The 26,986-nt window shown below is 65.6% G+C and carries 23 protein-coding genes; 12 read left to right on the top strand and 11 right to left on the bottom strand.

Annotated elements, in window-relative coordinates; translation table 11 throughout:
- Positions 1 to 10: 10 nt before the first annotated feature.
- Entirely contained in the window at positions 11 to 1,912 is a 1,902-nt protein-coding gene (locus JN302_RS17230; protein ID WP_202333879.1) for an ABC transporter ATP-binding protein, read from the bottom strand.
- Positions 1,913 to 2,571: 659 nt separating this feature from the next.
- Here JN302_RS17230 and JN302_RS17225 point away from each other — a divergent pair.
- The 3 genes from JN302_RS17225 to soxR all read left to right on the top strand — a co-directional run bounded on the left by JN302_RS17225 (position 2,572) and on the right by soxR (position 4,518).
- Positions 2,572 to 3,338, top strand: a protein-coding gene (locus tag JN302_RS17225) for an IS5 family transposase (protein WP_446720670.1) whose coding sequence is annotated in 2 segments (ribosomal slippage) — positions 2,572 to 2,914 and positions 2,914 to 3,338 — 768 coding nt in all. Because the reading frame shifts where the segments join, the coding sequence is not laid out codon by codon here.
- A gap of 108 nt (positions 3,339 to 3,446) precedes the next feature.
- Positions 3,447 to 3,905 carry a tRNA (cytidine(34)-2'-O)-methyltransferase gene (locus JN302_RS17220; protein WP_202333878.1) on the top strand — a complete coding sequence of 153 codons (459 nt, stop codon included), beginning with the start codon at positions 3,447 to 3,449 and terminating at the stop codon, positions 3,903 to 3,905.
- Positions 3,906 to 4,083: 178 nt separating this feature from the next.
- A complete protein-coding gene (soxR, locus tag JN302_RS17215; protein ID WP_202313667.1) occupies positions 4,084 to 4,518 on the top strand; it encodes a redox-sensitive transcriptional activator SoxR in 435 nt (144 codons plus the stop codon).
- Between the two features lie 17 nt (positions 4,519 to 4,535).
- On the opposite strand, the gene JN302_RS17210 is transcribed toward soxR, so the two are convergent.
- Positions 4,536 to 4,793, bottom strand: a complete 258-nt coding sequence (locus JN302_RS17210; protein WP_202313665.1) for a hypothetical protein — start codon at positions 4,791 to 4,793, stop codon at positions 4,536 to 4,538.
- A gap of 118 nt (positions 4,794 to 4,911) precedes the next feature.
- Here JN302_RS17210 and hemF point away from each other — a divergent pair, with 118 nt between their 5' ends.
- From hemF to JN302_RS17195, 3 genes are all read left to right on the top strand, one after another.
- Positions 4,912 to 5,826 carry an oxygen-dependent coproporphyrinogen oxidase gene (hemF, locus tag JN302_RS17205; RefSeq protein ID WP_202333877.1) on the top strand — a complete coding sequence of 305 codons (915 nt, stop codon included), beginning with the start codon at positions 4,912 to 4,914 and terminating at the stop codon, positions 5,824 to 5,826.
- A gap of 153 nt (positions 5,827 to 5,979) precedes the next feature.
- On the top strand, positions 5,980 to 7,728 hold the full coding sequence (locus JN302_RS17200; protein ID WP_244846427.1) for a DEAD/DEAH box helicase: 1,749 nt from the start codon (positions 5,980 to 5,982) through the stop codon (positions 7,726 to 7,728).
- 185 nt (positions 7,729 to 7,913) lie between these two features.
- Positions 7,914 to 8,099, top strand: coding sequence for a DUF1059 domain-containing protein (locus JN302_RS17195; protein ID WP_202313661.1), 186 nt, complete (start codon positions 7,914 to 7,916; stop codon positions 8,097 to 8,099).
- Positions 8,100 to 8,223: 124 nt separating this feature from the next.
- Here JN302_RS17195 and JN302_RS17190 read toward each other — a convergent pair whose 3' ends face one another.
- The 3 genes from JN302_RS17190 to JN302_RS17180 are packed head-to-tail and all read right to left on the bottom strand — an operon-like array spanning position 8,224 to position 10,744.
- Complete coding sequence (locus tag JN302_RS17190) at positions 8,224 to 9,486, bottom strand: CCA tRNA nucleotidyltransferase (RefSeq protein WP_202333875.1); 1,263 nt, start codon at positions 9,484 to 9,486, stop codon at positions 8,224 to 8,226.
- Complete coding sequence (locus JN302_RS17185; protein WP_202333874.1) at positions 9,483 to 10,112, bottom strand: CoA pyrophosphatase; 630 nt, start codon at positions 10,110 to 10,112, stop codon at positions 9,483 to 9,485. Before JN302_RS17185 ends, JN302_RS17190 begins: the two co-directional genes overlap by 4 nt.
- 2 nt (positions 10,113 to 10,114) lie before the next feature.
- Positions 10,115 to 10,744: a DUF1285 domain-containing protein gene (locus JN302_RS17180; protein WP_202314806.1), complete on the bottom strand. Its 630-nt coding sequence runs from the start codon at positions 10,742 to 10,744 to the stop codon at positions 10,115 to 10,117.
- A 144-nt stretch (positions 10,745 to 10,888) separates the two neighbouring features.
- Between JN302_RS17180 and JN302_RS17175 the strand changes: the two genes are divergently transcribed.
- Genes JN302_RS17175 through JN302_RS17160 form a run of 4 tightly spaced genes read left to right on the top strand, consistent with a single transcriptional unit; the run spans position 10,889 to position 17,700 of the window.
- Positions 10,889 to 11,896 (top strand): AAA family ATPase, encoded by a 1,008-nt coding sequence (locus JN302_RS17175; RefSeq protein WP_202333873.1) that lies wholly within the window; start codon positions 10,889 to 10,891, stop codon positions 11,894 to 11,896.
- Positions 11,897 to 11,898: 2 nt separating this feature from the next.
- On the top strand, positions 11,899 to 12,816 hold the full coding sequence (locus JN302_RS17170; protein ID WP_202313657.1) for a DUF58 domain-containing protein: 918 nt from the start codon (positions 11,899 to 11,901) through the stop codon (positions 12,814 to 12,816).
- Positions 12,813 to 15,635, top strand: a complete 2,823-nt coding sequence (locus tag JN302_RS17165) for a DUF4159 domain-containing protein (RefSeq protein WP_202333872.1) — start codon at positions 12,813 to 12,815, stop codon at positions 15,633 to 15,635. The genes JN302_RS17170 and JN302_RS17165 overlap by 4 nt, the downstream gene beginning before the upstream one ends.
- 1 nt (position 15,636) lies before the next feature.
- Positions 15,637 to 17,700: a hypothetical protein gene (locus JN302_RS17160; protein ID WP_202333871.1), complete on the top strand. Its 2,064-nt coding sequence runs from the start codon at positions 15,637 to 15,639 to the stop codon at positions 17,698 to 17,700.
- 44 nt (positions 17,701 to 17,744) lie between these two features.
- On the opposite strand, the gene JN302_RS17155 is transcribed toward JN302_RS17160, so the two are convergent.
- Entirely contained in the window at positions 17,745 to 18,263 is a 519-nt protein-coding gene (locus tag JN302_RS17155; RefSeq protein ID WP_202313653.1) for a GNAT family N-acetyltransferase, read from the bottom strand.
- A gap of 272 nt (positions 18,264 to 18,535) precedes the next feature.
- Here JN302_RS17155 and JN302_RS17150 point away from each other — a divergent pair, with 272 nt between their 5' ends.
- Positions 18,536 to 19,525: a glutathione S-transferase family protein gene (locus JN302_RS17150; protein ID WP_202313651.1), complete on the top strand. Its 990-nt coding sequence runs from the start codon at positions 18,536 to 18,538 to the stop codon at positions 19,523 to 19,525.
- 113 nt (positions 19,526 to 19,638) lie between these two features.
- Here the strand turns inward: JN302_RS17150 and JN302_RS17145 are convergent, their stop codons facing one another.
- Positions 19,639 to 20,139, bottom strand: a complete 501-nt coding sequence (locus tag JN302_RS17145) for an NUDIX domain-containing protein (RefSeq protein WP_202313649.1) — start codon at positions 20,137 to 20,139, stop codon at positions 19,639 to 19,641.
- Positions 20,140 to 20,189: 50 nt separating this feature from the next.
- Between JN302_RS17145 and JN302_RS17140 the strand changes: the two genes are divergently transcribed.
- Positions 20,190 to 21,137 carry a metallophosphoesterase family protein gene (locus JN302_RS17140; RefSeq protein ID WP_202313647.1) on the top strand — a complete coding sequence of 316 codons (948 nt, stop codon included), beginning with the start codon at positions 20,190 to 20,192 and terminating at the stop codon, positions 21,135 to 21,137.
- A 7-nt stretch (positions 21,138 to 21,144) separates the two neighbouring features.
- On the opposite strand, the gene JN302_RS17135 is transcribed toward JN302_RS17140, so the two are convergent.
- The 4 genes from JN302_RS17135 to leuA form a co-directional block, all read right to left on the bottom strand.
- Entirely contained in the window at positions 21,145 to 21,750 is a 606-nt protein-coding gene (locus JN302_RS17135; protein ID WP_202333870.1) for a hypothetical protein, read from the bottom strand.
- Positions 21,751 to 21,937: 187 nt separating this feature from the next.
- On the bottom strand, positions 21,938 to 22,693 hold the full coding sequence (locus JN302_RS17130) for an alpha/beta fold hydrolase (protein ID WP_202313643.1): 756 nt from the start codon (positions 22,691 to 22,693) through the stop codon (positions 21,938 to 21,940).
- A gap of 92 nt (positions 22,694 to 22,785) precedes the next feature.
- Positions 22,786 to 24,579 carry a tetratricopeptide repeat protein gene (locus JN302_RS17125; protein WP_202313641.1) on the bottom strand — a complete coding sequence of 598 codons (1,794 nt, stop codon included), beginning with the start codon at positions 24,577 to 24,579 and terminating at the stop codon, positions 22,786 to 22,788.
- 333 nt (positions 24,580 to 24,912) lie between these two features.
- A complete protein-coding gene (gene leuA / locus JN302_RS17120) occupies positions 24,913 to 26,613 on the bottom strand; it encodes a 2-isopropylmalate synthase (protein ID WP_244743357.1) in 1,701 nt (566 codons plus the stop codon).
- Between the last annotated feature and the right edge of the window lie 373 nt (positions 26,614 to 26,986).

Below are 26,986 nucleotides of genomic sequence, written 5' to 3'. Positions count from 1 at the left end.
GAAAGCCCGTTCATTCCGCTGCCTGTCCCTCCATGGCCGCGGCGACGTCGCCGCCGCGCATGGCGGCGGCCCCGGCATGCGGCTCATCCTGGATGAGGAAGCCGCCGGACTGGCGCTGCCAGAGCTGTGCATAGAGCCCGCCTTTGGCGACGAGCGCATCATGCGTCCCCTCCTCGACGATCCGGCCATTGTCCATGACCACCAGACGGTCCATCGCCGCGATGGTCGACAGCCGATGCGCGATCGCGATCACCGTCTTGCCCTCCATGAGCCGATAGAGGTTCTCCTGGATTGCGGCCTCGACCTCGGAGTCGAGCGCCGACGTCGCCTCGTCGAGGATGAGGATCGGTGCATCCTTCAGCATCACGCGGGCGATCGCGATGCGCTGGCGCTGGCCGCCGGACAGCTTCACGCCGCGCTCGCCGACATGGGCCTCGAAGCCCTTGCGGCCCTTCGCATCGACGAGCCCGCCGATGAAGCCGATCGCCTCGGCCCGCCGCGCCGCCTCGACCATCATCGTCTCCGTGGCGTCGGGGCGTCCGTAGAGGATGTTGTCACGCACCGAGCGGTGGAGCAGCGAGGTGTCCTGCGTGACCATGCCGATCTCGGCGCGCAACGAATCCTGGGTGACGCCGGCGATCTCCTGGCCGTCGATCAGGATGCGCCCGCCTTCGAGGTCGTAGAAGCGCAGCAACAGGTTGACGAGCGTCGACTTGCCGGCGCCCGAGCGGCCGACCAGGCCGACCTTCTCGCCCGGCCGCACGGTCAGCGACAGTTCCTCGATGACGCCCTTGCCCTTGCCGTAGTGGAAGCGGATGCGGTCGAACTCGATCTGCCCCTTCTTCACTTTGATCTCGCGGGCGCCGGGCTTGTCCTCGACGAGGCGCGGCAGCGAGATCGAGCCGATCCCGTCCTGAACCGTGCCGATATTCTCGAACAGTCCCGATATCTCCCACATGATCCATTGCGACATGCCCCAGAGCCGGAGCACCAGGCCGATGACCACCGCGACCGCGCCGATCGTGACGGCCTCATTGAGCCATAGCCAGATCGACAGGCCCGCGACCGAGGTCAGGAGCAGCGAGTTCAGCAGATAGAGCGTGCCGTAGAGCCCGGTGACCAGCCGCATGGTACGGTAGACCGTATCCATGAAGATGCCCATGCCCTCCCTGGCATAGGAGGCCTCGCGGCGCGCATGGGAGAACAGCTTCACGGTCTGGATGTTGGTGTAGCTGTCGACCACCCGGCCCGTCATCACGGACCTGGCGTCGGCCTGTTCTTCGGAGACCTTGCCCAGCTTCGGGATGAAGTGGCGCATGAGCAGCACATAACCCGCCAGCCAGACGGCGAGAGGCATCGCCAGCCGCCAGTCTGACGAGCCGACGATGAGCAGCATGCCGAGGAAATAGACCACCACATAGTTCAGGACGTCGATCAGCTTGATGACGCATTCGCGCACGGCGAGCGCGGTCTGCATCAGCTTGGTGGCGATGCGCCCCGCGAACTCGTCCTGATAGAAGCTCATCGACTGCCTGAGCAGGTAGCGGTGCACCTGCCAGCGGATGCGCATGGGATAGTTGCCCATGAGCGTCTGCTGGTTGACCATCGAATTGACGAACACCGTGGTGGGCAGCAGCACGAGCACGACAAAGGCCATGCCGGCCAGCTTCCAGCCTTCGGTCTGCAAAAAGGTCTCGCGGTTCTGTACCGACAGCCAGTCGACGATGGAGCCGAGGAAGCCGAACATCCAGACCTCGGCAAAGGCCACCACCGCCGTCAGCGTCGCCGATATGGCGATGAACGGCCACGCGCCCCTGGTATAGTGCAGGCAGAAGGCCACCAGCGTCCTGGGCGGCTCGACCGGTTCCTCGGACGGGAACGGGTCCAGCCTCTTCTCAAACCAGCGAAACATTTTCTCGCTCTTCCAACTTTCGAAACGTCATTTATGTCCCGAGCGGAGACCGATCATAGGACTTCTTACCGGCGCCGGTCTCTGCGCCTTGCCGCCAGTCCCCGCTTTCGCCTGCGCCAAAGGGTCGAACGCATGAGGGTTCGCAAGCCTCAGATGTGGTGCCTGAGGCTTCGCGCCAAGGGCGGCCCTGAACGCTGCTGACAGGCCGGCGGCGGGCTTGGAAGCCCCGGTGGATTCGCGCGGCGCGACGGCCTGGACTTCAGCGGAAGAAACGGGTTCAGACGGGGCGACCGGGCCCTTCGGGAGATTGGCATGCATCGCGTGATTCCTTCGAGAACGGAAAAGAACTTCCGGCGGGAATCGGTGTGATGCTGACTGTCAGGAAGTGTGTCGAACCGAAACCGCCGTCAGGCAAGGCGCCCGTTGAAAAGGGCAGCCACTGCACTACGCATCCGGAAGATTTCCATCGCTGCCTCCATCGGTTCGAGTTGACACTGGCGGCTGTGTAAGGCCTGTGATCAGTTGCGATCAATGAGGTCCGCCCGACACAGATCGGCGGCATCGATGCCGCGCCCGCGGACCTCACAGAAGCCTCCAGATTCCCAAATCACCGGAGATGTGATTCTTGAGGTGTCGGCGAATCAGGGGGCGCCGACCGGATGGCACGTCGTTATGCCTTGCGTGATGATCAATGGGAGCGCATCAGAGATTTCTTGCCTGGCCGTGAAGGTCATGTCGGCGGCACCGCCAAGGATAACCGGCTGTTCGTGGAGGCGGTCTTGTATCGCTATCGGGCCGGAATCCCGTGGCGTGACTTGCCGGAGCGGTTCGGCCACTTCCGGGTCATTCATACGCGCCATACACGCTGGAGCAAAAGCGGGGTCTGGCAGAAGGTTTTCGAACTTCTCGCCGAAGACGCCGACAATGAATACGCCATGATCGATTCGACCATCGTGCGCGCCCATCAACACAGCGCCGGCGCAAAAGGGGGGACCGGGAACGCGAAGCCATAGGGCGCAGCAAGGGTGGGCTGAGCACCAAAATCCACGCCCGTTGTGACGCCTTGGGCAATCCGACCGGCTTTCATCTGACGCCTGGCCAGAAGCATGATCTGTGCGGAGCCGATGCGCTTTTGCCTGACCTGTTCGACAAGATCACCGCCTTCATCGCCGACAAGGCATTCGATGCCAAAGAGCGTGTGCTCGATCTGCTTCAAAGCGCCGGTGTCGATATCGTCATTCCGCCGCGATCAAACCGAAAACAACCACGCCGCTACGACACAGAGCTCTACAAGGCCAGGCATCTCATCGAGAACTTCTTCGCAAAGCTCAAACAGTACCGTGCCATCGCGACCCGCTACGACAAGCGCGCAACCAACTTCCTCGGCGCCATACACCTCGCCGCGGCCGTCATTCTCCTCAACTGATCACAGGCCCTAGACGATTTCGCCTGAAATGGCCATGCCCTCGGCGCGGTTTTCCCAACCTGGCGGCGACCCTGTTGCCATTCCGCAACCCATAAGGACATCGCGCCCGTGACCGGCGGTTTTCGCATCGCTCTCTATCAGCCCGACATCGCCGGCAACACCGGCACGATCCTGAGGATGGGCGCCTGCCTCGGCATCGCAGTCGACATCATCGAGCCTGCCGGCTTCGCCCTTTCCGACCGCGCCCTCAAACGCGCCGGAATGGACTATCTCGAAATGGCGACGCTTGTCAGGCATCTCGACTTTGCGCGCTTCGAGCAGTGGCGGCGCGCGGAAGGCCGCCGGCTGGTGCTTTTCTCGACGAAAGCCGACTTGCCCTACACCGAATTCGAGTTTGCCGACGGCGACATCCTGCTGTTCGGCCGCGAATCCGCCGGCGTGCCAGACCATGTCCATGACAGCGCCGATGCGCGACTGCTCATTCCGATGCGCGGCGGAGGCCGCAGCCTCAATCTCGCCGTCGCGGCTGCCATGGCCGCGGGCGAGGCGATGCGCCGAATCGGCTGACGCTGTTCCCGGCCGGCGTTGCCAACTGGTGAAGAGATGGAAGCGCAGCACAATGCCGTTCCCGAGCCGCGTGCGCCCCGCAAGTCCTGCCCAACCACGCATGAAGAACTCCTTCGCTTGCCTTCGAAGGAAGCCTTGCTAAAACCTCATGTTAAGTTGAGGTCAAGCGGAATCTGCCATGGCACGGGAATTGACGGTTGGCGAGGTCGCAGCGCGCAGCGGCGTCACCGTTTCGGCGCTCCATTTCTATGAGACGAGGGGGCTGATCGCGAGCAACCGCACGGCAGGCAATCAGCGGCGCTACGCGCGCGACGTACTGCGCCGCGTAGCCATCATCAAGGTCGCACAGGAGGTCGGCATCCCGCTCGCCGATATTGCCGCCGCCTTCGCATCGCTGCCGGAGGGCCGGACGCCGACACGCGGCGATTGGGGTCGGCTTTCCAGGCAATGGCGCGACGATCTCGATCGCCGCATCGCCCGGCTTCAGGGGTTGCGCGACGGGCTGACCGACTGCATCGGCTGCGGCTGCATGTCGATCGACCGCTGCCCGCTTCGCAATCCTCACGACCGGCTGGCGGCCGAGGGGCCGGGAGCGCGGCGGCTGGTTCGGTAAGGGTGGCTGTCGCCGCCTCAATCCGCTGCCGGCAGCCTCCGCATCGTGAACTCGATGACGTCGCCCGGTCGCTCGGACCAGCTTTCGATCTCGGTCCAGTAGGCCTGTTTCGGCCAGCGGTCGAACCATTCGCGCGCCTTGTCCCGCGCGGCCGAACGCGGCAACACGAAGGTCTCGCGCAGGAAACCGTCACGCGGCAGCCGCGTCTTTTCCGCGCGGGAGCGGTCAAGACGCTTCTTCAGCCCGTCTAGCGATGGTCTCCTGGGGGCGCCCAACAAAGAACTCCTTGACCCGATCCTTCAAGAGGATAGGGATCGCGGCCGGAAAAGACGAGTCTTTTGGCGCGCCGCCGCGTTCCGACGCGTGCCGACGCCAGCATCTGCAAGGAAAGATATGGAACGGCCCGAAATTCCGGCAGGGCTGCCGGCCGACATCGAAGACAAGAAGATACGGGCCAGGGCCTGGTTCGAAGAGTTGCGCGATCGCATCTGTTCCACATTCGAGACGCTGGAAGACGAGGTGGCGGGCCCCCTCGCCTCATGGTCGCCGGGGCGTTTCGAAAGAACCCCCTGGCAGCGCGAGGAAGGCAAGGGCGGCGGCGGCATCATGTCGATGATGCACGGCCGTGTCTTCGAGAAGGTCGGCGTCCACACCTCCACCGTCCATGGCGAGTTCTCCCCGGAGTTCCGCAAGCAGATGCCGGGCGCAGAGGAGGATCCGCGCTTCTGGGCGAGCGGCATCTCGCTCATCGCGCATCCATGGAACCCCAATGTGCCCGCCGTACACATGAACACGCGCATGGTGGCGACCTCGCGCTGGTGGTTCGGCGGCGGGGCCGACCTGACGCCCGTTCTCGACCGGCGGCGCGTCCAGACGGACCAGGATACGATCGACTTCCACCGGTCGATGCAGTTCGCATGCCAGAAGAACCCGGCCGTCGCCGACTACGAGAAGTTCAAGGCATGGTGCGACGAATATTTCTTCCTGCCGCATCGCAACGAGCCGCGCGGTATCGGCGGCATCTTCTTCGACTGGCAGCATTCGCCGCAGGACAAGGGCGGCTGGGACGCCGACCTTCGCTTCGCGCAGGATGTCGGCCGCTCATTTCTCGTGGTTTATCAGCACCTCGTGCGCAAGAACTTCAACCAGAACTGGACCGACGCCGAGCGCGAGGAGCAACTGGTGCGGCGCGGCCGCTATGTCGAGTTCAACCTGCTCTATGATCGCGGCACGATCTTCGGGCTGAAGACCGGCGGCAATGTCAATTCGATCCTGTCGAGCCTGCCGCCGGAAGTGCGCTGGCCGTAAGCCGAGAGTAAAGCGAGCCTCAGGATGGCTGGCGGCGGGCTCTCGCCGCCGGTAAGCTGCCCTGGCGCTCATCGCCAACGGCGCCGGATGCCGGACACGCGACATGGTCGTGGTCCGGCATGCGGTGCACGCAATTCATTGGGAAAAGAACACGTGACGAGTTTCACCGGAACGGTCCCGGCACTGGCCGGAGCATTGGAAGCGCGTGGCTTCACCACGCTGACTTCGGTCCAGGCGGCGGTGCTCGCACCCGAAACCGAGGGCGCGGACCTGCTCGTCTCGGCCCAGACGGGATCAGGCAAGACCGTTGCCTTCGGCATGGCGATCGCGCCGACCCTGCTCGGCGGCGCCGGGCGTTTCGAGGACGCCGGCGCGCCCCTCGCGCTGATCATCGCGCCGACGCGCGAGTTGGCGATCCAGGTCCGCCGCGAGCTCGAATGGCTCTACAGCGACACCGGCGCCCGCCTCGGTTCCTGCGTCGGCGGCATGGACATGCGCCAGGAAAGGCGCGCGCTCGAGCAAGGCGCCCATATCGTCGTCGGCACGCCCGGCCGCCTGCGCGACCACATCACGCGCGGCTCGCTCGACATATCGGAAATTCGCGCCGTGGTCCTCGACGAGGCCGACGAGATGCTGGATCTGGGCTTCCGGGAGGACCTCGAATTCATCCTGGCCGCGGCCCCGGCCGAGCGCCGCACGCTGCTGTTCTCGGCCACCGTTCCCAAGCCGATCGCCGCACTTGCAAAGCAATTCCAGCGCGATGCGCTGCGCGTCACGGTCTCCAGCGACGGCGGCCAGCACGACGACATCGAGTACCGCACGATGCCTGTCGCGCCCACCGAGCGAGAGAACGCCGTCGTCAACACGCTGCTGTTCTTCGACGCGCAGAATACGATCGTTTTCTGCTCGACCCGCGAAGCGGTCCGGCATCTGTCCAGCCGCCTCGCCAATCGCGGCTTCTCGGTCGTTTCGCTGTCGGGCGAATTGAGTCAGGCCGAACGCAGCAATGCCCTGCAGGCGATGCGGGACGGCCGGGCGCGCATCTGCGTTGCGACCGACGTCGCCGCGCGCGGCATCGACCTGCCCAATCTCGACCTCGTCGTCCATGCCGACCTGCCGACGAGCCCCGAGACCCTTCTACACCGGAGCGGACGCACCGGCCGTGCGGGCCGGAAGGGCATCTGCGTGCTGATCGTCCCGTTCCATCGGCGCGGCAGCGCCGCCCGCCTGCTGAAACTCGCGAAGCTCGAGGCAACGACCGAGCGGGCGCCGACGGCGGCCGAGATCGACGCGCGGATCCGTGAACGCATCCTCGCCGATCCGGCCCTCGATGCCGCGCCGGGCGAGGAAGAGGCGGATATGGTTCGGGAGCTTCTGGCCGCCTACGGCCCGGAGCGGATCGCCTCCGCCTGGCTGCGCCAGCAACTCGCATCGCGCCCCGCGGCGGAAGAACTGTCCGAAGGCCCGCCGCCCACCTTCGATCCTTCCAGGGGCGAGCGGCCCGACAAGCGCTTCACCGACGGCGTATGGTTCTCCGTCTCGGTCGGGCGCAAGCACCGCGCGGAGCCGCGCTGGCTCCTCCCACTGATCTGCAAGGCCGGACGCGTGACCAAGCGCGAGATCGGCTCGATCCGTATCCTCGATACGGAATCGCGTTTCGAGATCATCGCCGACAAGGCCGACGATTTCGCCAAGGCGGTCAAGCAGCATGGCACCGGCGAGAAGGGCGTCGTCATCCAGCGGGCCGAGGGCGGTGGCCCTGACGAGGCAGGCGGAATGCCTGGCAGGAAACCGCACCGCAAGGGAGCCTATCGTGCGAAATCCGGCATGCCGTCCGAAGGCCGCCGGGAGAAGCCTTGGGACAAGAAGGCGAAGCCGAAGAAGCGGCCTGCGAAATCCTGATTCTGTCGGAGGAGTGAAGAATATCGCTCCGCGCCTCGCGCCGGCCAGGGAAACCGAACCGGCAGAAGCAACCAAAATCCGAAACAGGTGTTATAATGATCCCGTAGCATCGGCATGTGCTGCGGGGAGGATCGCTTGCGGCACATCGAGTACCGGTTCGATCGAGTGAGAAGAGGAGACACGCCATGAAGGAATTTCAATGCGGCTCGCTGGTGCCCGGCTGCGACTGGCACACCCGTCATGAGGAAGAGGCCGAGATCATGCGCCGTGTCGTCGAGCACCTTCGCGAGACCCATGGCGAGACCGTGATCCGGGAGACGATGATCGAGGCTATTCGCTCGCGCATAGAAAAGGTCCGCGACGCGGCCTGAATACACCGACGTATCCGGCGCGGTGGTCGCCGGAGCGGCCGCACCGATGGTGTCGTCGCTCGTGTTGTCGCGTGGAATCCGCCTTGCCGGTGCCCGGGTTCAAGCGCAACAGCGAAACGGCTGATCACAGAAGCTCGGCTGCGCGGGCGAGCAGCGCCGCGCGGTCGGACGTGAAGCCCGCTTCGATCCACTCCCGTTCCAGTTCGAGGAGCATGGTGCCAAGAGCCGGTCCCGATTGCACGCCGAGCGCCAGCAGATCGCTGCCCTTCAGCGGGAATTTCGGCTTCTCCCATTTGCCCGCGAAGCCGAGCAGGCGAGAGTAGCCGCCCGCCTCGACCAGCGCCTTGTCGTCCTGCAGGGCTCGCCAGCGCGCGGCAGCGAAATCCAGGCGCAGCCTGTCGAGGAAACCTTGCTTGTCGCCGCGATAGAGCATCCTGGCGAGCACGCTCTCGCTCGACGACGGCTCCACCCCGGGCGCCGACGCCCAGGCGACGAGCCGCTCGGTTTCCGCCCTGGATAGTTTCAGCCGCGCCGCAAGACCGGCCGCACGGCCGGCATCCGGCGGCAGCAGCGCCTCCAGCCGCAGCAGGGCATCGGGCGCCCAGCCGAGATCGGCGCCCGTCTTGACCAGGCCATGAATGGCGTCGATGCCCCATTTCTCCCCTTCCGGCAGCACCTTGCCGAGCACGCCGGACTGGCGCATCCACAACAGCGCGCGCGACGGATCCGGTGCGCCGAGCAGCTTCTTCATCTCCATCCAGACGCGCTCGGCCGAAAGCTGGTCGAGGCCGTCCTTCAGCCGTGCGCAGGCTTTCAGCCCGCCGGCGTCGGGCCGCCCGATCCCGTACCAGGCGAAGAAGCGAAAGAAGCGCAGGATGCGCAGATAGTCCTCGCGAATGCGGGTTTCGGCGTCGCCGATGAAGCGAAGCGTGCGGCTTTCTATGTCGGCGACGCCCCCGACGAGGTCGATCACCCTGCCCTCGGCATCGGCGAACAGCGCATTGATGGTGAAGTCGCGCCGCTCGGCATCCTTCTTCCAATCGCGCCCGAAGGTCACCTTGGCGCGGCGCCCGTCGGTTTCGATATCGGCCCGCAACGTCGTTACCTCGAAGGGCCGCCCGCCCGCGACGACGGTGATCGTGCCGTGCTCCGCCCCGGTGGGCACGGCCTTGAAGCCCGCGGCCTCGGCGCGCCGGGTCGTCTCGCCGGGTGTCGTCGTGGTTGCGATATCGATGTCGCTTACGGCCTCGCCGAGCAAAGTGTTGCGCACCGCGCCGCCCGCGACCCGTGCCTCCTCGCCACCTTGGCAGAGCACGCCGAGAAGCCGTTGCAGGTGCCCATCGGCCAGCCAGTCGGCCCTGTCCGCGATCGAGACTGCGGCGCTCATGCGTAGAGCCTTTCATAGAGCGTGCGGATGATCCCGGCCGTCACGCCCCATATGTTCCGCCCGTCATAGGGCATGGTGTAGAAGAAGCGTTCCTTGTTCTGCCAGATGCGGCTGTCGCGCGTGTGATTGGCCGGGTCCATCAGGAAGGACAGGGGAACTTCGAAGGCGTCGTCCACCTCGTCCGCGTTGATGTGGAGCCGGAAGCCCGGGCGGACCACGGAAAGCACCGGAGCGATGCGATAGCCGCTGCCCGAAACATAGTCCGGCATCCTGCCGATGATGTCGATGAAATGCCTGTCGAGGCCGATCTCCTCCTCGGTCTCACGCAGCGCCGCGTCTTCGGGCGAGGGATCGGTCGCGTCGATGCGCCCGCCTGGAAAGGCGATCTGGCCGGAATGGCTCCTGAGCTTCTCGGCTCGCTTGGTCAGCAACACGGTGGCCCGGTCGCCGTGGTCGACGACCGGAATGAGGACCGCGGCATCACGCAGCGTGTCGCGCACGAACAGCGGCGCCGAGCCGGGGTTCCAGCGATGGTCGCCGTAGTCGGCGCCGGCATGCGGGCCTCGCTCCTGCGCGGCACGCATGCGGAAATCCTGGGTCGAAAAGGGCCTGGCGATTGCGTCCATGATCAGGCGCTCAGCTCTCGCAGCTTCTCCGCCGGCATGATCGGATAGATCCTGCCCCTGGAGCGCACCGCGAACATCAGCCGGCCGTCCACGGCGATCTCCTCCCCATGGCCGACGAGTTCGTACATGACCGGCCGGGCGACCAGCGCCTCGAGCCGGCCGCGTACCAGCACATAAGGCTTCAGCCCGCCGGTCGCGTCCTCGTCCACGAAGCGCAGCGGATGGTCGGGACCTGCCTCGACCACGTCGCCGACATTGGTCCGGAAGGTGATGACCTGATCGTCGCCGGCACCCGAGACGTTCATCTCGACGGCGACGAAGGGCGCATCGACCACCCGGATGCCGACCCTCTCGACAGGGGTGACAAGATAGGTCCTGCCGTCGGCATCCTTCCTCAGCACGGTCGAGAAGAGCTGGACCAGCGGCATGCGACCGATCGGCGTACCGAGATAGAACCAGGTTCCGTCTGCCCGGATTTCCATGTCGAGATCGCCGCAGAAGTCGGGATTCCAGCGTTCGACGGGAGGCAGTCCCTTGCCGGCGCGCGCCGCACGCGAAATCAGTGCCTCGAGGCCCTTGGTGTCGCCTGCGCCGGTCAAGCTCTCGTTACAAACGTTCGGTTCTGCTGTCATGGTCACGAAATAGTCACTGTTGTTGCGCTTGTCAGCCTTGATGAGAGATTTAAGTTCATCCGCTAGACGCCGCCAAGGTGCGAGTCGACGGACCGTTCCGCCATCTGGGGCCGGTGTTCTGGTGGAGCAGAGGGACCGACCCGCATGAGCGTCTTGATCAAGGAAACAGCGATCGCCGAACAGGACATGATCGCCGAGGCCGAGCGTGCTTTGGCCGACATCTCCAAGGTTCGCGACGGTGTCGGCCGTGTGATCTTCGGGCAGGAAAGCGTGATCGAGCGCGCGCTTGTCGCGTTGCTCGCCGGCGGACATGCGTTGCTGATGGGTGTGCCCGGCCTGGCCAAGACAAAACTGGTCGAGACGCTCGGCGTGGTGCTCGGGCTCGATTCCCGCCGCATCCAGTTCACGCCGGACCTGATGCCGTCGGACATTCTCGGCTCCGAGGTGCTCGAGCAGGACGAGAACGGCAGGCGCTCCTTCCGCTTCATCCCCGGCCCCATCTTCGCGCAGCTGCTGATGGCCGACGAGATCAACCGCGCAAGCCCGCGCACCCAGTCGGCGCTGCTGCAATCGATGCAGGAATACCATGTGACGGTAGCCGGCGCCCGCCACGACCTGCCCTCTCCCTTCCATGTGCTCGCCACGCAGAACCCGCTGGAACAGGAAGGCACCTATCCGCTGCCCGAGGCGCAACTCGATCGTTTCCTGATGCAGATCGACATCCTCTATCCCGACATCGAGGCGGAGCGCCGCATCCTGCTGGAGACCACGGGCGTCGAGGACGCCACTCCGCAGAACGTACTCGACCCGGCCAGGCTCAAGGCGGTCCAGCTCCTGATCCGGCGCATGCCTGTGCCGGAAAGCGTGGTCGAGGCGATCCTGGCCCTGGTGCGCTCGGCGCGTCCGGGACAAGGCAATGCCGACACGGACAAGCATGTCGCCTGGGGTCCCGGGCCGCGCGCCAGTCAGGCGCTGACGCTCTGCGCCCGCGCCCGAGCGCTCTATGAGGGGCGTCTGGCGCCATCGGTTGACGACGTGCGCGCACTCGCCGAGCCGGTGCTTCAGCACCGCATGGCCCTGACCTTCGCGGCACGAGCCGAGGGCATGAATGTGCGCGACGTGATCGCCCGGCTGGTCAAGGCGCAAGGCTGAGCATGGCGCGGGTCGGCGAAGCAACCGCCCCCGTCGCGACGCGGGACGCGCTTGCCCGTGGTCGTACGCGTGCATCGCTGGTGCCCGATCTCCTTGTCGAGGCGCGCCGCATCGTCAACACCGTCATCGCCGGATGGCACGGTCGTCGCAAGCGCGGCATCGGCGAGAATTTCTGGCAGTTCCGTCCCTATGTCGAAGGCGAGGCGATCGCCCGCATCGACTGGCGCCGCTCGGCCCGGGACGACCATACCTATGTGCGCGACCGTGAATGGGAGGCGGCCCATACGGTCTGGCTGTGGGCCGACCCGTCGCCTTCGATGCTCTACAAATCGGCGGGCGCCGGGGTTTCCAAGGAATCGCGCGCCCTGGTGCTGATCCTCGCCATGGCCGAGCTGCTGTCGCGCAGCGGCGAGCGCATCGCATGGCCGGGCCTCAGCGATCCCTTCACCGCCCGCAACGGCGCCGAGCGGCTGGCGGCACTTCTCTCCCAGACGGCAGTGCTTCCCGCCCGTCCCGATCTCGGCACGATCCGCCGCTTCAGCGACATCGTGATCGCCAGCGATTTCCTCGACCCTGTCGAGGAGACCATGGTCTGGCTCGACGTGCTGGCGCGCCATGGCGTGCGCGCCCATCTGGTCGAGATCGCCGATCCGGCGGAAGAAACCTTCCCCTATGCCGGCCGCACCGAATTCACCGACCCTGAGACCGGTGAGAAACTGACCGCCGGCCGCGCCGAAAGATTCGGCGAGGAGTACCGCCTGCTTTATGCCGCGCGCCGGGAGGAGCTCGCCGGCTGGTGCAGGCGGCTCGGCTGGAGCTACACCGTCAACCACACCGACCGGCTGGCCTCCGACGCACTGGTGCGGCTCCATATGGCGATGACCGCCGACGGAGGTTACGCCACCGGAGTTCGCGCATGAGCTGGCTGCCGCTCTCCTTCGGCGCGCCGATGGTCCTTTGGGGCCTGCTCGCGCTGCCGGTGATCTGGTGGCTGCTGCGGCTGACGCCGCCCAGGCCGCAGGCGGAGATCTTTCCGCCGCTAAAGATCCTGGCACGCGTGCTCAAAAAGGAGGAGACACCCCACCAGAGCCCATGGTGGCTGACGCTTCTGCGCCTCCTGATGGCCGCGCTTGTCGTGCTGGCGCTTGCCGACCCGGTCTTCAACCCGCGCGAAAAGCTCCCCGCGAGCGGCCCCGCGCTGGCTCTCGTCATCGACAATGGCTGGGCGGCCGCCCCCGACTGGGACAAGCGGGTCGCAACCGCCGACCGCCTGATCGCCGATGCCGGCGGCAATGGCGACCCGGTGATTCTGGCCTTCACCGCCGAACGTCCCAATGCCGATATCGGTCCCTTCGACGCGCAAGCCGCGCGCGATCGTCTCCGCGCGGCAGCGCCTCGGCCCGTTCCCGTGGACCGCCCGGCCGTCTATGCGCGCGTCGCGGCCGTCCTGCGGGAACTGCCGGGTGCCAGCGTCGCGGTACTTTCCGACGGCCTGTCGGCGCCTGGCGACGAGCAGGCATTCCAGGGGCTTCTCGGCCACGACCCGGCGAGCCTGCTCTGGGGCGCGCCGGACAGGCTCGGAATGGTCGGCCTCACCGCCGCCGCCAACGAGGTCGACGGCTTCACGCTGACCGCCATCCGCGCGTCCGGCGACGCGGGACCACGGCAGGTGACATCGGGCGCCTTCGACGACAAGGGACGGCGCATCGCGGACGCGGCAATCATCTTCCGTCCGGGCGAGACGACAGCCACCGGCCGGATGACCGTTCCGTTCGAACTGCGCAACGATTTCGCGGCCGTCGCCATAGACGGCGAGCCACAGGCAGGCGCCGTGCGCGTGCTCGACGACAGCTCCAAGCGACGGCGCGTCGGACTTTTGTCGCAGGCCGAAGCGGACCAGGCACAGCCGCTTCTGTCGCCGCTCTATTACATCCGTCGCGCGCTGCAGCCTTTCGCCGACCTGATCGAGCCCACGAGCGCGGACCTCGCCGATGCGATCCCGCAATTGCTGGAGCAGAAGCCGGCCATGATCGTGATGGCCGATGTCGGCACGATCCCCGCAGCCGCGCGCGTACAACTGGTCGACTGGGTGAAGGGCGGCGGCACGCTGGTCCGCTTCGCCGGATCGCGGCTCGCCGCGGCGGAGAATGACGAGGAACTGCTGCCGGTGCGACTGCGCCTCGGCGAACGCTCGCTCGGAGGCGCCTTGTCCTGGACCACGCCCCAGCCTGTCGCCGAATTTCCGCCGACCGGCCCTTTTGCCGACCTCTCTGCGCCGAGCGAGGTAACGGTGAGCCGCCAGATCCTGGCGGAGCCCACTCCCGACATTGTCGAGCGCACCTGGGCCAGTCTCGCCGACGGCACGCCGCTGGTTACCGGCGACCGTCGCGAGAAAGGCACCATCGTGCTCTTTCACGTGACCCCGGAAGCGACCTGGTCGAACCTGCCGATATCGGGCAGCTTCGTCGACATGCTGCGCCGCGTGGTGCAGCTTTCGCGCAACCAGGGGTCCGTCACGGCGGCGAGCGGGGAAGCTGCCGTGTCTCTGCCACCCTTCAGGATGATAGCCGCGGACGGCAGGCTGGTGCCGCCGACATCGGACGCCAAGCCGCTGCTTGCCGGTCCGGCTCCAGCCAGGGTGACGATCGAGAACCCCCCCGGCCTCTATGGCAGCGAAGAGGGCGTCGTCGCGCACAATCTGCTCGGCCCGGGCGCCGCCTTCGTGCCGATCGTTCGTCCCCAGGTCCCCGCGCCGGTGACGGAGCTGCGTTATGCCTTCGACGAATCGCGGGACATGAAGGGTCCGCTGATGGCGGCGGCACTTCTCCTGATGGTCCTCGATACGCTTGCCGTGCTCTGGATGGGAGGCATCCTCACCCGCCGTCCGAAACGGGCCGCCCGGACGGGCGCCTCGGCCGCGGCAACGCTGCTTGCGGCCTGTCTGGCGCTCGGCGGCGTCGACCATGCCCACGCCGACGACAGCAAGCCGAACGACATCGCGTCCATCGACGCTGTGTCGGTTACGCGGCTCGCCTATGTGCTCACCGGGGATCCCTCGGTCGACTCGACAAGCCGCGCCGGCCTTGCCGGTCTCACCCGCTTCCTGATCGAGAAGACGGCGCTGGAGCCGGGCGACCCGGCGGGCGTCGACATCTCCCGGGATGAGCTCGCCTTCTATCCGCTCCTCTATTGGCCGATCGACCCAGACGCCGCCATGCCCTCGGAAGCGACGATCGCGCGCATAGACGCCTACATGCAGCAGGGCGGCACCGTGCTGTTCGACACCCGCGACCAGTTCGCCTCGGGCCTCGACGGATCGGCGAGCCCCGCGACGCAGCGGCTGCGCGACATATTGGGCAATCTCAACGTCCCGCCGCTCGAGCCTGTCCCGCAGGATCACGTGCTGACGAAGTCGTTCTTCATCCTGCCCGAGTTCCCAGGCCGCTTCAACGGCAGCCCGCTTTGGGTGGAGGCTTCGTTCAACGCCAGCAACACCGAGAACCGGCCGGTGCGAACCGGCGACGGCGTGTCGCCGATAATGATCACTGCCAATGATTTCGCGGGCGCCTGGGCCATCGACGAGAACGGCGATCCGCTGCTGCCGACGGTGCCGGCCGACCCCATGCAGCGCATCTATGCGCTACGGGCAGGGGTCAACATCATGATGTACATGCTGACGGGCAACTACAAATCCGATCAGGTGCACGTTCCCGTGCTTCTCGAAAGGTTGGGGCAGTAGCATGAACTGGTCTCTCGCCGCCGAGCCGCTGCTGCCGCTGCCATGGCTCCTCGCCGTTCTGGCGCCCATCGCGCTGCTCGGACTGGTCGGCCTTTGGTATCGGCAGCGTGGCGCGCTGCTCCGACTTGCCGCGCTGGCCGCGCTCGCCGCGGCGCTCGTCAATCCCGTGCTGCTCGACGAGGAGCGCGAACCGCTCAAAAGCGTGGTGGCGCTGGTCGTCGACCGCAGCCAGAGCCAGGACATCGGCCAGCGCAACGCGCAGGCGGACGCCGCCGTGGCCGGGCTGCAGGAGCGGCTCGCCCGTTTCAAGCAGTTCGAGGTGCGCGTGGTCGAGGCCGGCAAGGCCGCCGCGGCCGAGGAGCGCACCGAGACTCGGCTCTTCGCCACGCTGGAGAGCGCGCTCCGTGACGTGCCGCCCTCACGTATAGGCGGCGCGGTGATGATCACCGACGGCCAGGTGCACGACGTGCCGGAGCCGGGCACGGGCGTGAACGCGCCGATCCATGCGCTGGTCACCGGGCAAGAGGGAGAATGGGACCGGCGGATCCGCCTGGAGAAGGCGCCGCGCTTCGGCATCGTCGGCAAGCCGCTCGAACTGACCTATCGCGTGATCGACAGCAGGGGCGAGCCCGGCACGGCTGAAGTGCGCGTCTCGATCAATGGCGAGCCGGTGTCGGTCGAGCACGCGGCGGTAGGCCGCGAAATGCCGCTCACCATCACCGTTCCGGGAGCCGGCCGCAACATCGTGGAATTGTCGATCGACGGCGCACCGGGCGAACTGACCGACGTCAACAACCGGGCGATCGCCCTGGTCGACGGCATACGCGAGAATCTGCGCGTGCTGCTGGTCTCCGGCGAGCCGCATGCCGGCGAACGAACCTGGCGCAACCTGCTCAAATCGGACGCGTCGGTCGATCTCGTCCATTTCACCATCCTGCGGCCGCCGGAGAAACAGGACGGCACGCCGATCAACGAGCTGTCTCTGATCGCCTTCCCGACCCGCGAACTGTTCGTCGAGAAGATCAACGACTTCGACCTGATCATCTTCGACCGCTACCAGCACCGCGACGTGCTGCCGATCCTCTATTACGACTACATCGCCGAATATGTCGAAAAGGGCGGCGCCCTCTTGATCGCCGCCGGTCCCGAATATGCCGGCGAGCAGTCGATCGCCCGCACGCCTCTGATCGCGGCCCTTCCGGGGTTGCCGACTGGCGACGTCGTCGAACAGGGTTTTTATCCCCGGCTGACCGACCTTGGAAAACGTCATCCCGTGACCCGGGGCCTCGAAGGTTCGGCGAGCGAGCCGCCGCTTTGGAGCCGATGGTTCCGCTTGATCGGCATCGATCAGCCGCAGGGCGAGACCGTCATGAAAGGTCCGGACGACAGGCCGCTGCTCATCCTGAACCGCAGGGGCGAAGGCCGCGTCGGCATGTTCCTGTCCGATCAGGGCTGGCTGTGGGCACGGGGTTTCGAAGGCGGCGGTCCCCATGTTCAGCTCTACAGGCGGATCGCCCATTGGCTGATGAAGGAGCCGGAGCTGGAGGAAGAGCGGCTGACCGCCAACGGTCGCGGCATGACGCTCGACATCAGCCGGCAGAGCATGAGCGACGATCCGGGCCAGGCGCGGGTGATAACGCCGTCGGGCAAGACGCTGGATGTGCCGCTGGCCGCCTCGACGCCAGGCCTCTTCACCGGCAGCGCCGAGACCGACGAGATCGGCCTCTACCAGATCGGCAATGGCGATCTCTCGACACTGGCGCATGTCGGACCGGTGAATGCCCCTGAATTCGCCGACATGGTGTCCACCGAAGACGTGCTGCGTCCCTTCGCCGAAGCCGTCGGCGCCGGCGTGCGGCGGCTCAATACCGGTTCAGGCACCAGCCTGCCCAACATCGTGCCCGTCAGGGGTGGAGAAGCGGCCGGCCGCGACTGGATCGGGTTCCGGACAACCGATGACAGCATCCTGAAGTCGGTCAGCCGGGTACCCCTCTTCGCCGGCTTCTTCGGTCTCGGCCTCCTGCTGCTCGCACTCGGCGCCATGTGGTATCGCGAGGGGCGGTAAAGCGCTGTACCCGCCCCAAGCGTCCTTTGAGCAGGATCGGGGCTCTACGCCACTACTTTCATCTGGTCTTCGTGGTCGACCATGCCGGTCAGCGCGGCGACCGCGCCGGGCTGGATCTCGACCGCGAGCAGCCTGCCCAGATCCACCGGCCGCGGCATGGAAATCTGCCCCCGGGGTATGCGCTTGAAGCCGAGCGGACCGTAATAAGGCTCGTCGCCGACGAGCATGACGGCGGGAGCGCCCCACGCTTCGGCCGCCTCCAGCGCAATCTTCACCAGACGGCGGCCGATGCCGATGTTCTTGTAGGCCGGTTTCACCGCGAGCGGTCCCAGCATCAGCGCCCTGCCCTCTCCGGCCGCCACGCGCGTCATACGCACCGAGGCGATCACGGCCCCGTCATGCACGGCGACGAAAGAGAGTGCGCGCTCATGCGGGCCGCGTTCGCGGATCTTGTGGGCCGCGCGCACAAAACGTCCGGGCCCGAAGGCTTCCTCGTTGATGGCTTCGATTTCGAGGTCATGAGCCGGGGCTTCCGGCAGATACGTCACGTCGTCGGCAGTCATGGTCTTCTCGTCCGGTCGATCACGAATTGGATTGCCGCAAGGCGCGGCTATATGGTCAGCGGCTTAAGCGCTGGCGCCAATTCGTCGTCGTTCGATCCGGATCATGAAGAGAGGTGACATGGTGAGCCCCGCTAGCATCATTTTTTGACAACGTCCATGGGGTTACGCGAAACAAAATGCATCCGGGCATTTGACGCTCCGTCCACAGACAGGCATTGGCCTGTCGCGACGCGCTCCCTAAATCAGGCGGGAAGACGGAGAAGGACGAGACGATGGGACTGCTGGTCGACGGGAAATGGCATGACGTCTGGTACTCGACGAAGGAGACCGGCGGGAAATTCGAGCGCTCGCAATCGCAGTTCCGCAACTGGGTGACCCGTGACGGCACACCGGGACCGAGCGGCAGAGGCGGCTTCACGGCGGAGCCCGGTCGATATCATCTCTATGTCTCGCTCGCCTGCCCCTGGGCCCATCGCACGCTGATCCTGCGTAGATTGAAGAAGCTGGAGGAGATCATCTCCGTCTCAGTCGTCCATCACTTCCTCGGCAAGGATGGCTGGACCTTCCTTGCCGAGGACGGCGGAACAGGAGACCATCTCTACAGCCTGCCGTTCCTGCGCGACATCTATACCAGGGCCGACCCGCATTATTCGGGGCGGGTCACCGTGCCCGTGCTGTGGGACAAGAAACTGGGGACGATCGTCTCCAACGAATCGGCCGAGATCATCCGCATGCTGAACTCGGCGTTCGACGCCTGGGGCGACGCCGCAGTCGATTTTTATCCCGAAGCCCTGCGCGGCGAAATCGATGCCCTGAACGAGATGATCTATCCAGCCGTCAACAACGGCGTCTACCGGGCAGGCTTCGCGACCACCCAGGAAGCTTACGAAGAAGCCCATGACGAGTTGTTCGCCGCGCTCGACATGCTGGAGGAGCGCTTGTCGCGCCGGCGCTACCTGACCGGCGAACGGATCACCGAGGCCGACTGGCGCCTGTTCACCACCCTGGCGCGCTTCGACCCGGTCTATGTCGGCCACTTCAAATGCAATCTGCGCCGCATCGCCGACTATCCGAACCTGTCGAATTATCTGCGCGACCTCTACCAGGTGCCGGGCGTCGCCGGGACGGTAGACATCGAGCAGATCAAGAAGCACTATTACGGCAGCCACGAAACGATCAATCCGACCCGGATCATCCCCAAGGGCCCCGCAATCGACTATTCGGCGCCGCATGATCGAGCCCGGTTCAGAAAGGCTGCCTAAGCAGACATTCCTTGGCAAGCCAACGAATGGTTTGCTTAGGCCTTTGTTTTGTCGCAGATTCTTGTCGGAAAACCGTGGCACACTTTTCCGGAATCTGCTTAGTCGCAGCCGGCTCACCAGTACTTCGACACCTCTGCGCCTTCGAACACTTCCCGGATCCGGCGCAGCGTCGCAGGGGTGGTGGTATCAGGGAGGGCGTCGAGGGGAAAGAAGCGGGCCTCGGCGATCTCGGCATCGGGCAAACGTGGGCTTGTCTGCCGGAAGGCCGAGACCAGATAGAAGGCGACGTGATCACGCCGGCTGGAGCGGGCATTGAAATGGAGCGAACGGATCAGCGGCGGTCCCAGCAGTTCTATATTTCCCTCCTCCGAAAGCTCACGTACCAGCGCCTCCTCCGCCGTCTCGCCGACCTCGACGCCGCCGCCCGGCAATTGCCAGCCGGGCACATAGGTGTGACGGATCAGGAAGACCGAATTGGAGGCGGCGTCGTGGACGAGTCCGCGCGTCCCGAGAGTCATCGGCCGCCTCAACACAAAATAGAGATGGAAAAGCCTTGCCCTCAGGCCGGGCCAGCCGGTCTGGCGGAAGCGCGCCTCGTCGTCGTCCCCGCTCATGCGCCAGGCAGCCGGTTCAACTCCGACCGGTCCTGCTCTAAAGAGGAGCGATGTTCAGGCTTGCGCATCTTTCCGACGTCCATCTGGGGCCGCTACCCGATGTAGAATATCACCAGCTGGTCTCCAAGAGAGCGCTGGGCTATGTCAACTGGCACCGCAACCGCCGCCGCTTCCTCCACGACAGCGTGATCGATTCGATCGTGGCCGACATGAAGGCGGCCGAGCCCGACCACATCGCCGTCACCGGCGACCTCGTCAACCTGGCGCTCGACATCGAGATCGACATGGCGCGGCAGTGGCTGACCACACTCGGAGATCCGGAGCACGTCTCCGTGGTTCCCGGCAACCACGACGCCTATGTGCCTGGTGCGCTTGACAAGGTTTGCCGAGCCTGGGGACCCTGGATGACCGGCGACGGCGAGGCCATTCCGGCCGATCGGCGGGCTTTTCCCTATATGCGGGTGCGTGGCGACGTGGCATTGATCGGCGTCAGTTCGGCGCGCGCGACGGCACCGTTCATGGCCAACGGATTCTTCGGCGAGGGTCAGGCGCACAGGCTGGCCAAGCTGCTCGACCATGCGGCCGGACGCGGCCTGTTCCGCGTCGTCATGATCCATCACCCCCCGCTCAGGGGCGCGGTCTCCCAGTACAAGCGCCTTTTCGGCATCCGCCGGTTCCAGAACGTCATCCGCCGACACGGTGCCGAACTGGTGCTGCACGGCCATTCCCACCTGCCCTCAACCGGAGCGATCGTCGGGCCGGGCGAGCGTGAGGTACCGGTCATCGGCGTGGCCGCGGCGGGCCAGGCTCCAGGCGGCATCCATCCGGCCGCGCAGTTCAATATTCTCGAAATATCGGGCAAACCGGAGAGATGGTCGGTCAGGCTTGTCCGGCGCGGCTTGACCGGGATGGCCCTGCCCCCCTCGGAACTGTCGGCGGTCGATCTCTATCCCGCCCCGCATGAGGCGACCGAATCGGTCGGTCTCACCGAAAACTGAGCTTCGCTCAAAAGTCTGGCCAGAACGCCGCGAGCCTGTCCCTGAACAGAAGGGCGGCAACGACCAGACCGGCCAGGATGCCCGCGAGCACTGCGAGGAGACCCGAGCCGAAGCCCACGCGTTTCGAGCTCCCGGGCGCAGCTTCCGGCGCGACGCCGGTTTCGTCGGAAGCCGCGACGAGTACCGGCTCGACGCCGCCTTCCATCATGCGCTGGCGTTCGACCAGACGCTCCGCGATATAATGCGTGACCTTGTCCGCGACGGGCTTCATGTCGGTCGATTCGGCGAGCACGACCCGGCCGAGCCGCGTATCCCTCACGAAGCGATAGGTGCGGCGGTCACGCCCCATGGCGACATGGCTGACCGCGTCGATCCACAGCCGCGGCTGCAAGCCCGAGGAGATCACGAAATCGAAGGTCTCGACGTCGGCCGGCACGTCGGCGAAGACCGGATGCAGTTCCGCGGCGAGCAGTTCGAGCCGCGTGCGCTGAGCCTCCCGCATTTCGACGACGACGTCTTCGCGATCGGCGGCTGCGTTCTTCACCTCGCGGATGGCGTCGGAGAGCCTCCGCCCTTTGTCGGCGACTGTCGCCTTTTCGCCTGCTTCACTCATTCGCCCCAACCTCGCGGCTGATCTGGTGAAGGGTTAACATAGTGTTTCTCGCACCGGACGGAAAGCTCCGCTGGAGCCCTGCGCGTCCATTCGCCCTCTGCCACTTCGAAGCTGCGCATCGTGCTTTCCGATGCGACAGCCCGCAGCGCCGACGTGAGGGCGATCCGCCGCGGCCGGATCTCGACGTTCAGCGAAGCTGACGACGGATCAGCTCGGTGACGAGATCGGGAGCCTCCTCGATCAGCATATGCCCGGCGCCGGGAAGCCGGTGCAGGGCAAAAAGCGGCGGCAGGTCATTGGTCTGGTGGAACGGCAGTACGGGATCGAGCGCGCCCCAGGCGACCGCCACAGGCATGGTCAGGCCGGCAAGCGCGTCGCGCGGTATCGCCCCTTGCCTTCCGCGCCCGGCGATGATGCCGGCGATCTCGATCAGCTTCTCGATCTGCCCGGGGATAGCCCGCATCGCTGCGGCGGCATGCACCGAGGCCTCGGACGTGCTGCCCTCGAAGCCGCACATGGCGTCGAGGGCGTCCCGCAGCTCGGCCTCGCTGCGCGCAGAGGCGAGATGGAACAGCAGGCGCCGGTTGATCTCCGGACCGAAGCCGCCGGGCGCGAAGAGGCAGAGCGATGCGACCCGCGCCGGCTCCGCCAGGGCAACCAGGGTAGAGATCGCGCCGCCCATGGAATGTCCCGCCAGATGAGCACGCTCTATGCCCCGCCGCGACAGGTCTTCCAGCACGGCGCGCACCGCGGCCTTGACGGGCCCGGCGCCAGGCCAGCCGAGCGATGCGGCGTGTCCGGGCAGGTCGTAGGCGATCACACGCGCCTGGGCCGCCAGCCTGTCCTGCACCTCGGCCCATACCCGATGCGTGCCGGCGAAGCCGTGAAGCAGAACGACCGTCTCGGCGCCCGTGCCAGCTTCCCGCGCGAAAAGCTGATCCATGTGCATCTCCCCCGCCAAACCACGCATGTCATTGTCCCGAAAGTGTGGCGACTTCGGAAAGGGGCATGCGCCATGGACTATCTCTGGCCGGTTCAGTTCGCGCTGTCCAGACCCGCCGAGCGTAGCGCCTCGATCAGCTTTTCCGTCATATTCGCCGGATAGTTCGCCTTCTCGAACGCCGCACGCGGGTTCTTCGCGAAATCGGGATAGTTCTCGGCGAGTTCCTGGCGCATCGCTGCGACCTGCGCCACCTGGCCCGATTGCTGCGCGACGATGATACGTGCGGCCAGATAGTGCGATTTCCTGGTCGACAGGAGCACCTCGGTGGCACGCGCTGCCCGTTCCATATCGCCCAGCATGAACTCGCCGAGGAACAGCGCATAGTCCCACCAGCTCGGATGCGAGCTCGACGCTTCCACCGCCCGCTTCATGATCGGGCCACCGGTCGCGTAGTCGCCGGAGAAGATCAGCGCGTAGCCATAGGCCGCAGCCATGCTCAGATCGTAGGTGTTGAGTTCATAGGCCTTGCGCATCCAACGGATCGATTCGGCCGCATTGCCGCTGCGGCCGTTGAGGTAACCATAGGCGCGGTGCGCATAGGGGCTGGTCGGGCCAGCGAGCACGCCGCGATAGGCGAGGTCCATGCCCCTTTCGAGCGTTGCCTCGGGCGGATAGCCGTATCCGTCAGTGATCGTTTCCAGTTCGAGCGCCGCCATCTCAGAATAGATCAGGGGCGATTTGACGCCCTCGTCGAGCAGCCGTTTGAAGCAATCGAACGCGCCGCGGTGGCGAGCCGGCGTCTGGTCGAGATAGTAGTCGTCGTTGAGCAAAAGGCACTCGGTGAGGCCGGACTGCAGTCTCTTCTGCTCGATGAAGCCGTAGATGACGCCCGACACGGGCACGGCCGCGCTCATCATGTCGGCAATCTGATCGTCGAGCTCCTCGCGACCGCTGGTGGAGGGCGAGAACTGGCGGGACATCAGGACGGTGCCGCTGGCTGCATGCTGAAGCTCCACGACGACCGATCCGCCTGACGGCAGCGAGACCAGGCTGAAGATGAAATCCATGGATTCATCCGCCCTGCCGCCGGCGGCGCCATGGTCCCGCGCGATCAAGTCGATCGTATCGAAGCCTGACAACGCCGATCGGAGCGTCAGGGCCAGCTTGATCGCCTCCGGGTCCGAGGTGTTTGCCGAAATATGCGCGGATGGCAGGGTCTCCGGCGGATAGGCGGCCGTTATGCTGGCCGTCGACAAAGGGCTTTCGGGCGTAGCAGACCCAGTTTCCACGGGAACATGCAACGGCAGTGCCATGCGCACAACCACGAAGCCAAGCATGGCAATGACGGCGCCCATCGCCATCCAGAACAAACGGACCTGTTTGGCCAGTTGCGGCGAAAGCGCCGGAACCGGGAATGTCGGCTGATCGTGGACGGGTTCGAGCGGCGGCACAGCCGACGCCGCCTCCGGCTCGGCGGCCACCGGACCCGGGGCGGGCGACGCATCCGCCGGCCCGGTCTCGTTCGACAGCGGCCCCGCCTGAGCAGCTATGTAGCGATAGGCCGGGACATAGCTGCCGCGCGGGATGATCACACGCAACGGATCGCCCGCACCCTCCGACGCGTAGTACTGTTCGAGGAGGTCGCGCAGGCGGCCGGCCTGCACGCGCACGACCGCATCGGTCGACGGATCGAACTCCGCATCCTTGCCGAACACGTCGACGGCGATGGTGAAACCCTTGAGGCGTTCGGCCTCGCCGGCCTGCTCGCGATCGATCAGGTAACGCAGAAGGTCTCTGGCGCGTTCGGAACGTCCGAAGGTCTCGCTGCGAAGCACTCGCTCCAGCGTCTCGCGCACTGCGGGGGCGGCAGGCGTATCATATCGCAAGCGTCGGAACCTCGATATCCGCGCGGAAATAGGAGACGATCATAGCTTGACTACCAGATGGGATACAACCAAGACCGCCCGCTAAATCAGCGGGCGGCCCGGAAAACGTGTAGGAAGCTGGGGGAAAGGCGGCGCGTCGGCCCGAATATCAGGATCGATTTTCGGAAAGCACGATGCGCAAGCTATCATTGGCAGGGCTTCCTTCGCACGTCTGAAAGGACGCGCGGCGCACTGGAGCATTTCCGCTTTTCTTCGAATCGCCGAAATGCTCCAACTCTTTGCCGCTACGCAATTCCGGGCGCTAAACCGCTGCGCACTCTTGCTGGAATTGCCCTAGCGAAGGACGCGGTTGGCGGCCGAAACAACGGCCTCGAGCGAGGCCGCGACGATGTTGGTGTTGATACCCGCACCGAACAGCCGCCCGCCGGGATGCTCTACCTCCATATAGCAGATCGCCGCCGCATTCGAACCGCGCTGGATCGAGTGTTCGGAATAGTCGAACACCGACAGGGGAATCCCGATGTGGCGCGACAGCGCGTCGACGAAACCGTCGACCGGTCCCGTTCCCGATCCGGTCACGACCGTCTCGACGCCATTGTCGATGATCTTCGCCTCGATGATCCGCAGTCCCCTGCGCTCCGTATCCGGGAAGGTCTGGTGGTCTACGAACTTCAGCCGCGCGTCGGGCTGCTCGACATATTGCTCGACGAATCGTTCATGGATGCGCTTGGCCGGCACTTCCTTGCCCTCAGCGTCGGTGATCTGCTGGATGTCCTGGCTGAACTCGACCTGCAGGTTGCGCGGCAGGTTGAGACCGTAGTCGGCCTGCAGCACATAGGCGATGCCGCCCTTCCCCGACTGCGAGTTGATACGGATGATCGCCTCGTAGCTGCGGCCGACATCCTGCGGGTCGATCGGCAGATAGGGCACTTCCCATACCGACGTGTTGGCCTTCTTCAGAGCCTTCATGCCCTTGTTGATGGCGTCCTGGTGCGAACCGGAAAAGGCCGTATAGACCAGTTCGCCGACATAGGGGTGGCGCTCCGGAATCCGCAACTGGTTCGAATATTCGTAGACGTCCTTCATCCGGTTGATGTCGGAACAGTCGAGATCGGGGTCCACGCCCTGCGTGTACATGTTGAGCGCCAGTGTCACGATGTCGACATTGCCGGTACGCTCGCCATTGCCGAACAGGGTGCCCTCGACGCGGTCGGCGCCGGCCATCAGGCCCAGTTCGGTCGTCGCGATGCCCGTGCCGCGGTCGTTGTGCGGATGCAGCGAGATGATCAGGTTCTCGCGATTGTCGAGATGGCGGATCATCCATTCGATGCGGTCGGCATAGATGTTGGGCGTCGACATCTCGACAGTCGACGGCAGGTTGACGATGAGCTTGTTGTCCGGGGTGGGCTTCACGATCTCGGTGACCGCGTTGCAGATCTCCAGCGCCACTTCGAGCTCGGTGCCGGTGAAGCTCTCCGGCGAATATTGGAAGCGGTAGCCGCCGCCGGCCCTGGCCGCCATGTCGGTGATCATCTTGGCCGCGTCGGTGGCGATCGCCTTGATACCGGCCACGTCCTTCTCGAACACGACCCGGCGCTGCAACTCGCTGGTCGAATTGTAGAAATGCACGATGGGGGTCTTGGCGCCCTCGAGCGCCTCGAAGGTGCGGGTGATCAGTTCGGGACGACATTGCACCAGCACCTGCAGGTCGACGTCGTCGGGCACGTTGCCCTGTTCGATGCACCAGCGGGCGAAGTCGAAGTCGGTCTGGGAAGCCGAAGGGAAGCCGACCTCGATCTCCTTGAAGCCCATGTCGAGCAACAGGGCGAACATGCGCGCCTTGCGCTCGTGCCCCATCGGATCGATCAATGCCTGGTTGCCGTCGCGCAGATCGACGGAGCACCAGATCGGCGCCTTCCCGATGACCTTGTCGGGCCAAGTGCGGTCGGTGAGACCGACCTTGGGATAGGGCTGGTACTTGATTGCCGCCTGCGTCATGCGGCCCGCGGCGCGGATTTCGCTTCGTTCGTTCATCGTCTCGTCTCCGGGCGGCTCGCCTGACACTCGGCCTTCGGCTGGAGCGTCGCCTCTATCAGGATTCGTGCTTTGTGTCGTGGATGCAAGGAGCACAGACCGGCATCGATCGCCGGGTGCTCCTCGTCAACGAGCCCGGCGATCGCCGATAAGGCCGAGAAGAAGAAGCGTAGCGGAAAGGGCGCGCAGGGTCTCGCCCGCGAAGGCGGACGAACGGGAAGCCGAATTGGTCGGGCGCGTCTTCATGGGCGGCTTCTTACAGGAGCACGCCCAATGAGGCAAGGGTCCAGCCTCGCGGATCTTCGCGCCGCTCGGCTTGCGCGACGTGGTCGCAACGACCGGTTCGAGCTTCGGCACCTCGAAATGCAGAGGC

It is taken from the genome of Mesorhizobium sp. L-8-3 (genome assembly GCF_016756615.1).
GTDB lineage: Bacteria > Pseudomonadota > Alphaproteobacteria > Rhizobiales > Rhizobiaceae.
Note: the sequence above shows the minus strand (reverse complement) of the source record. Positions and strands in the feature narration are given on the sequence as shown.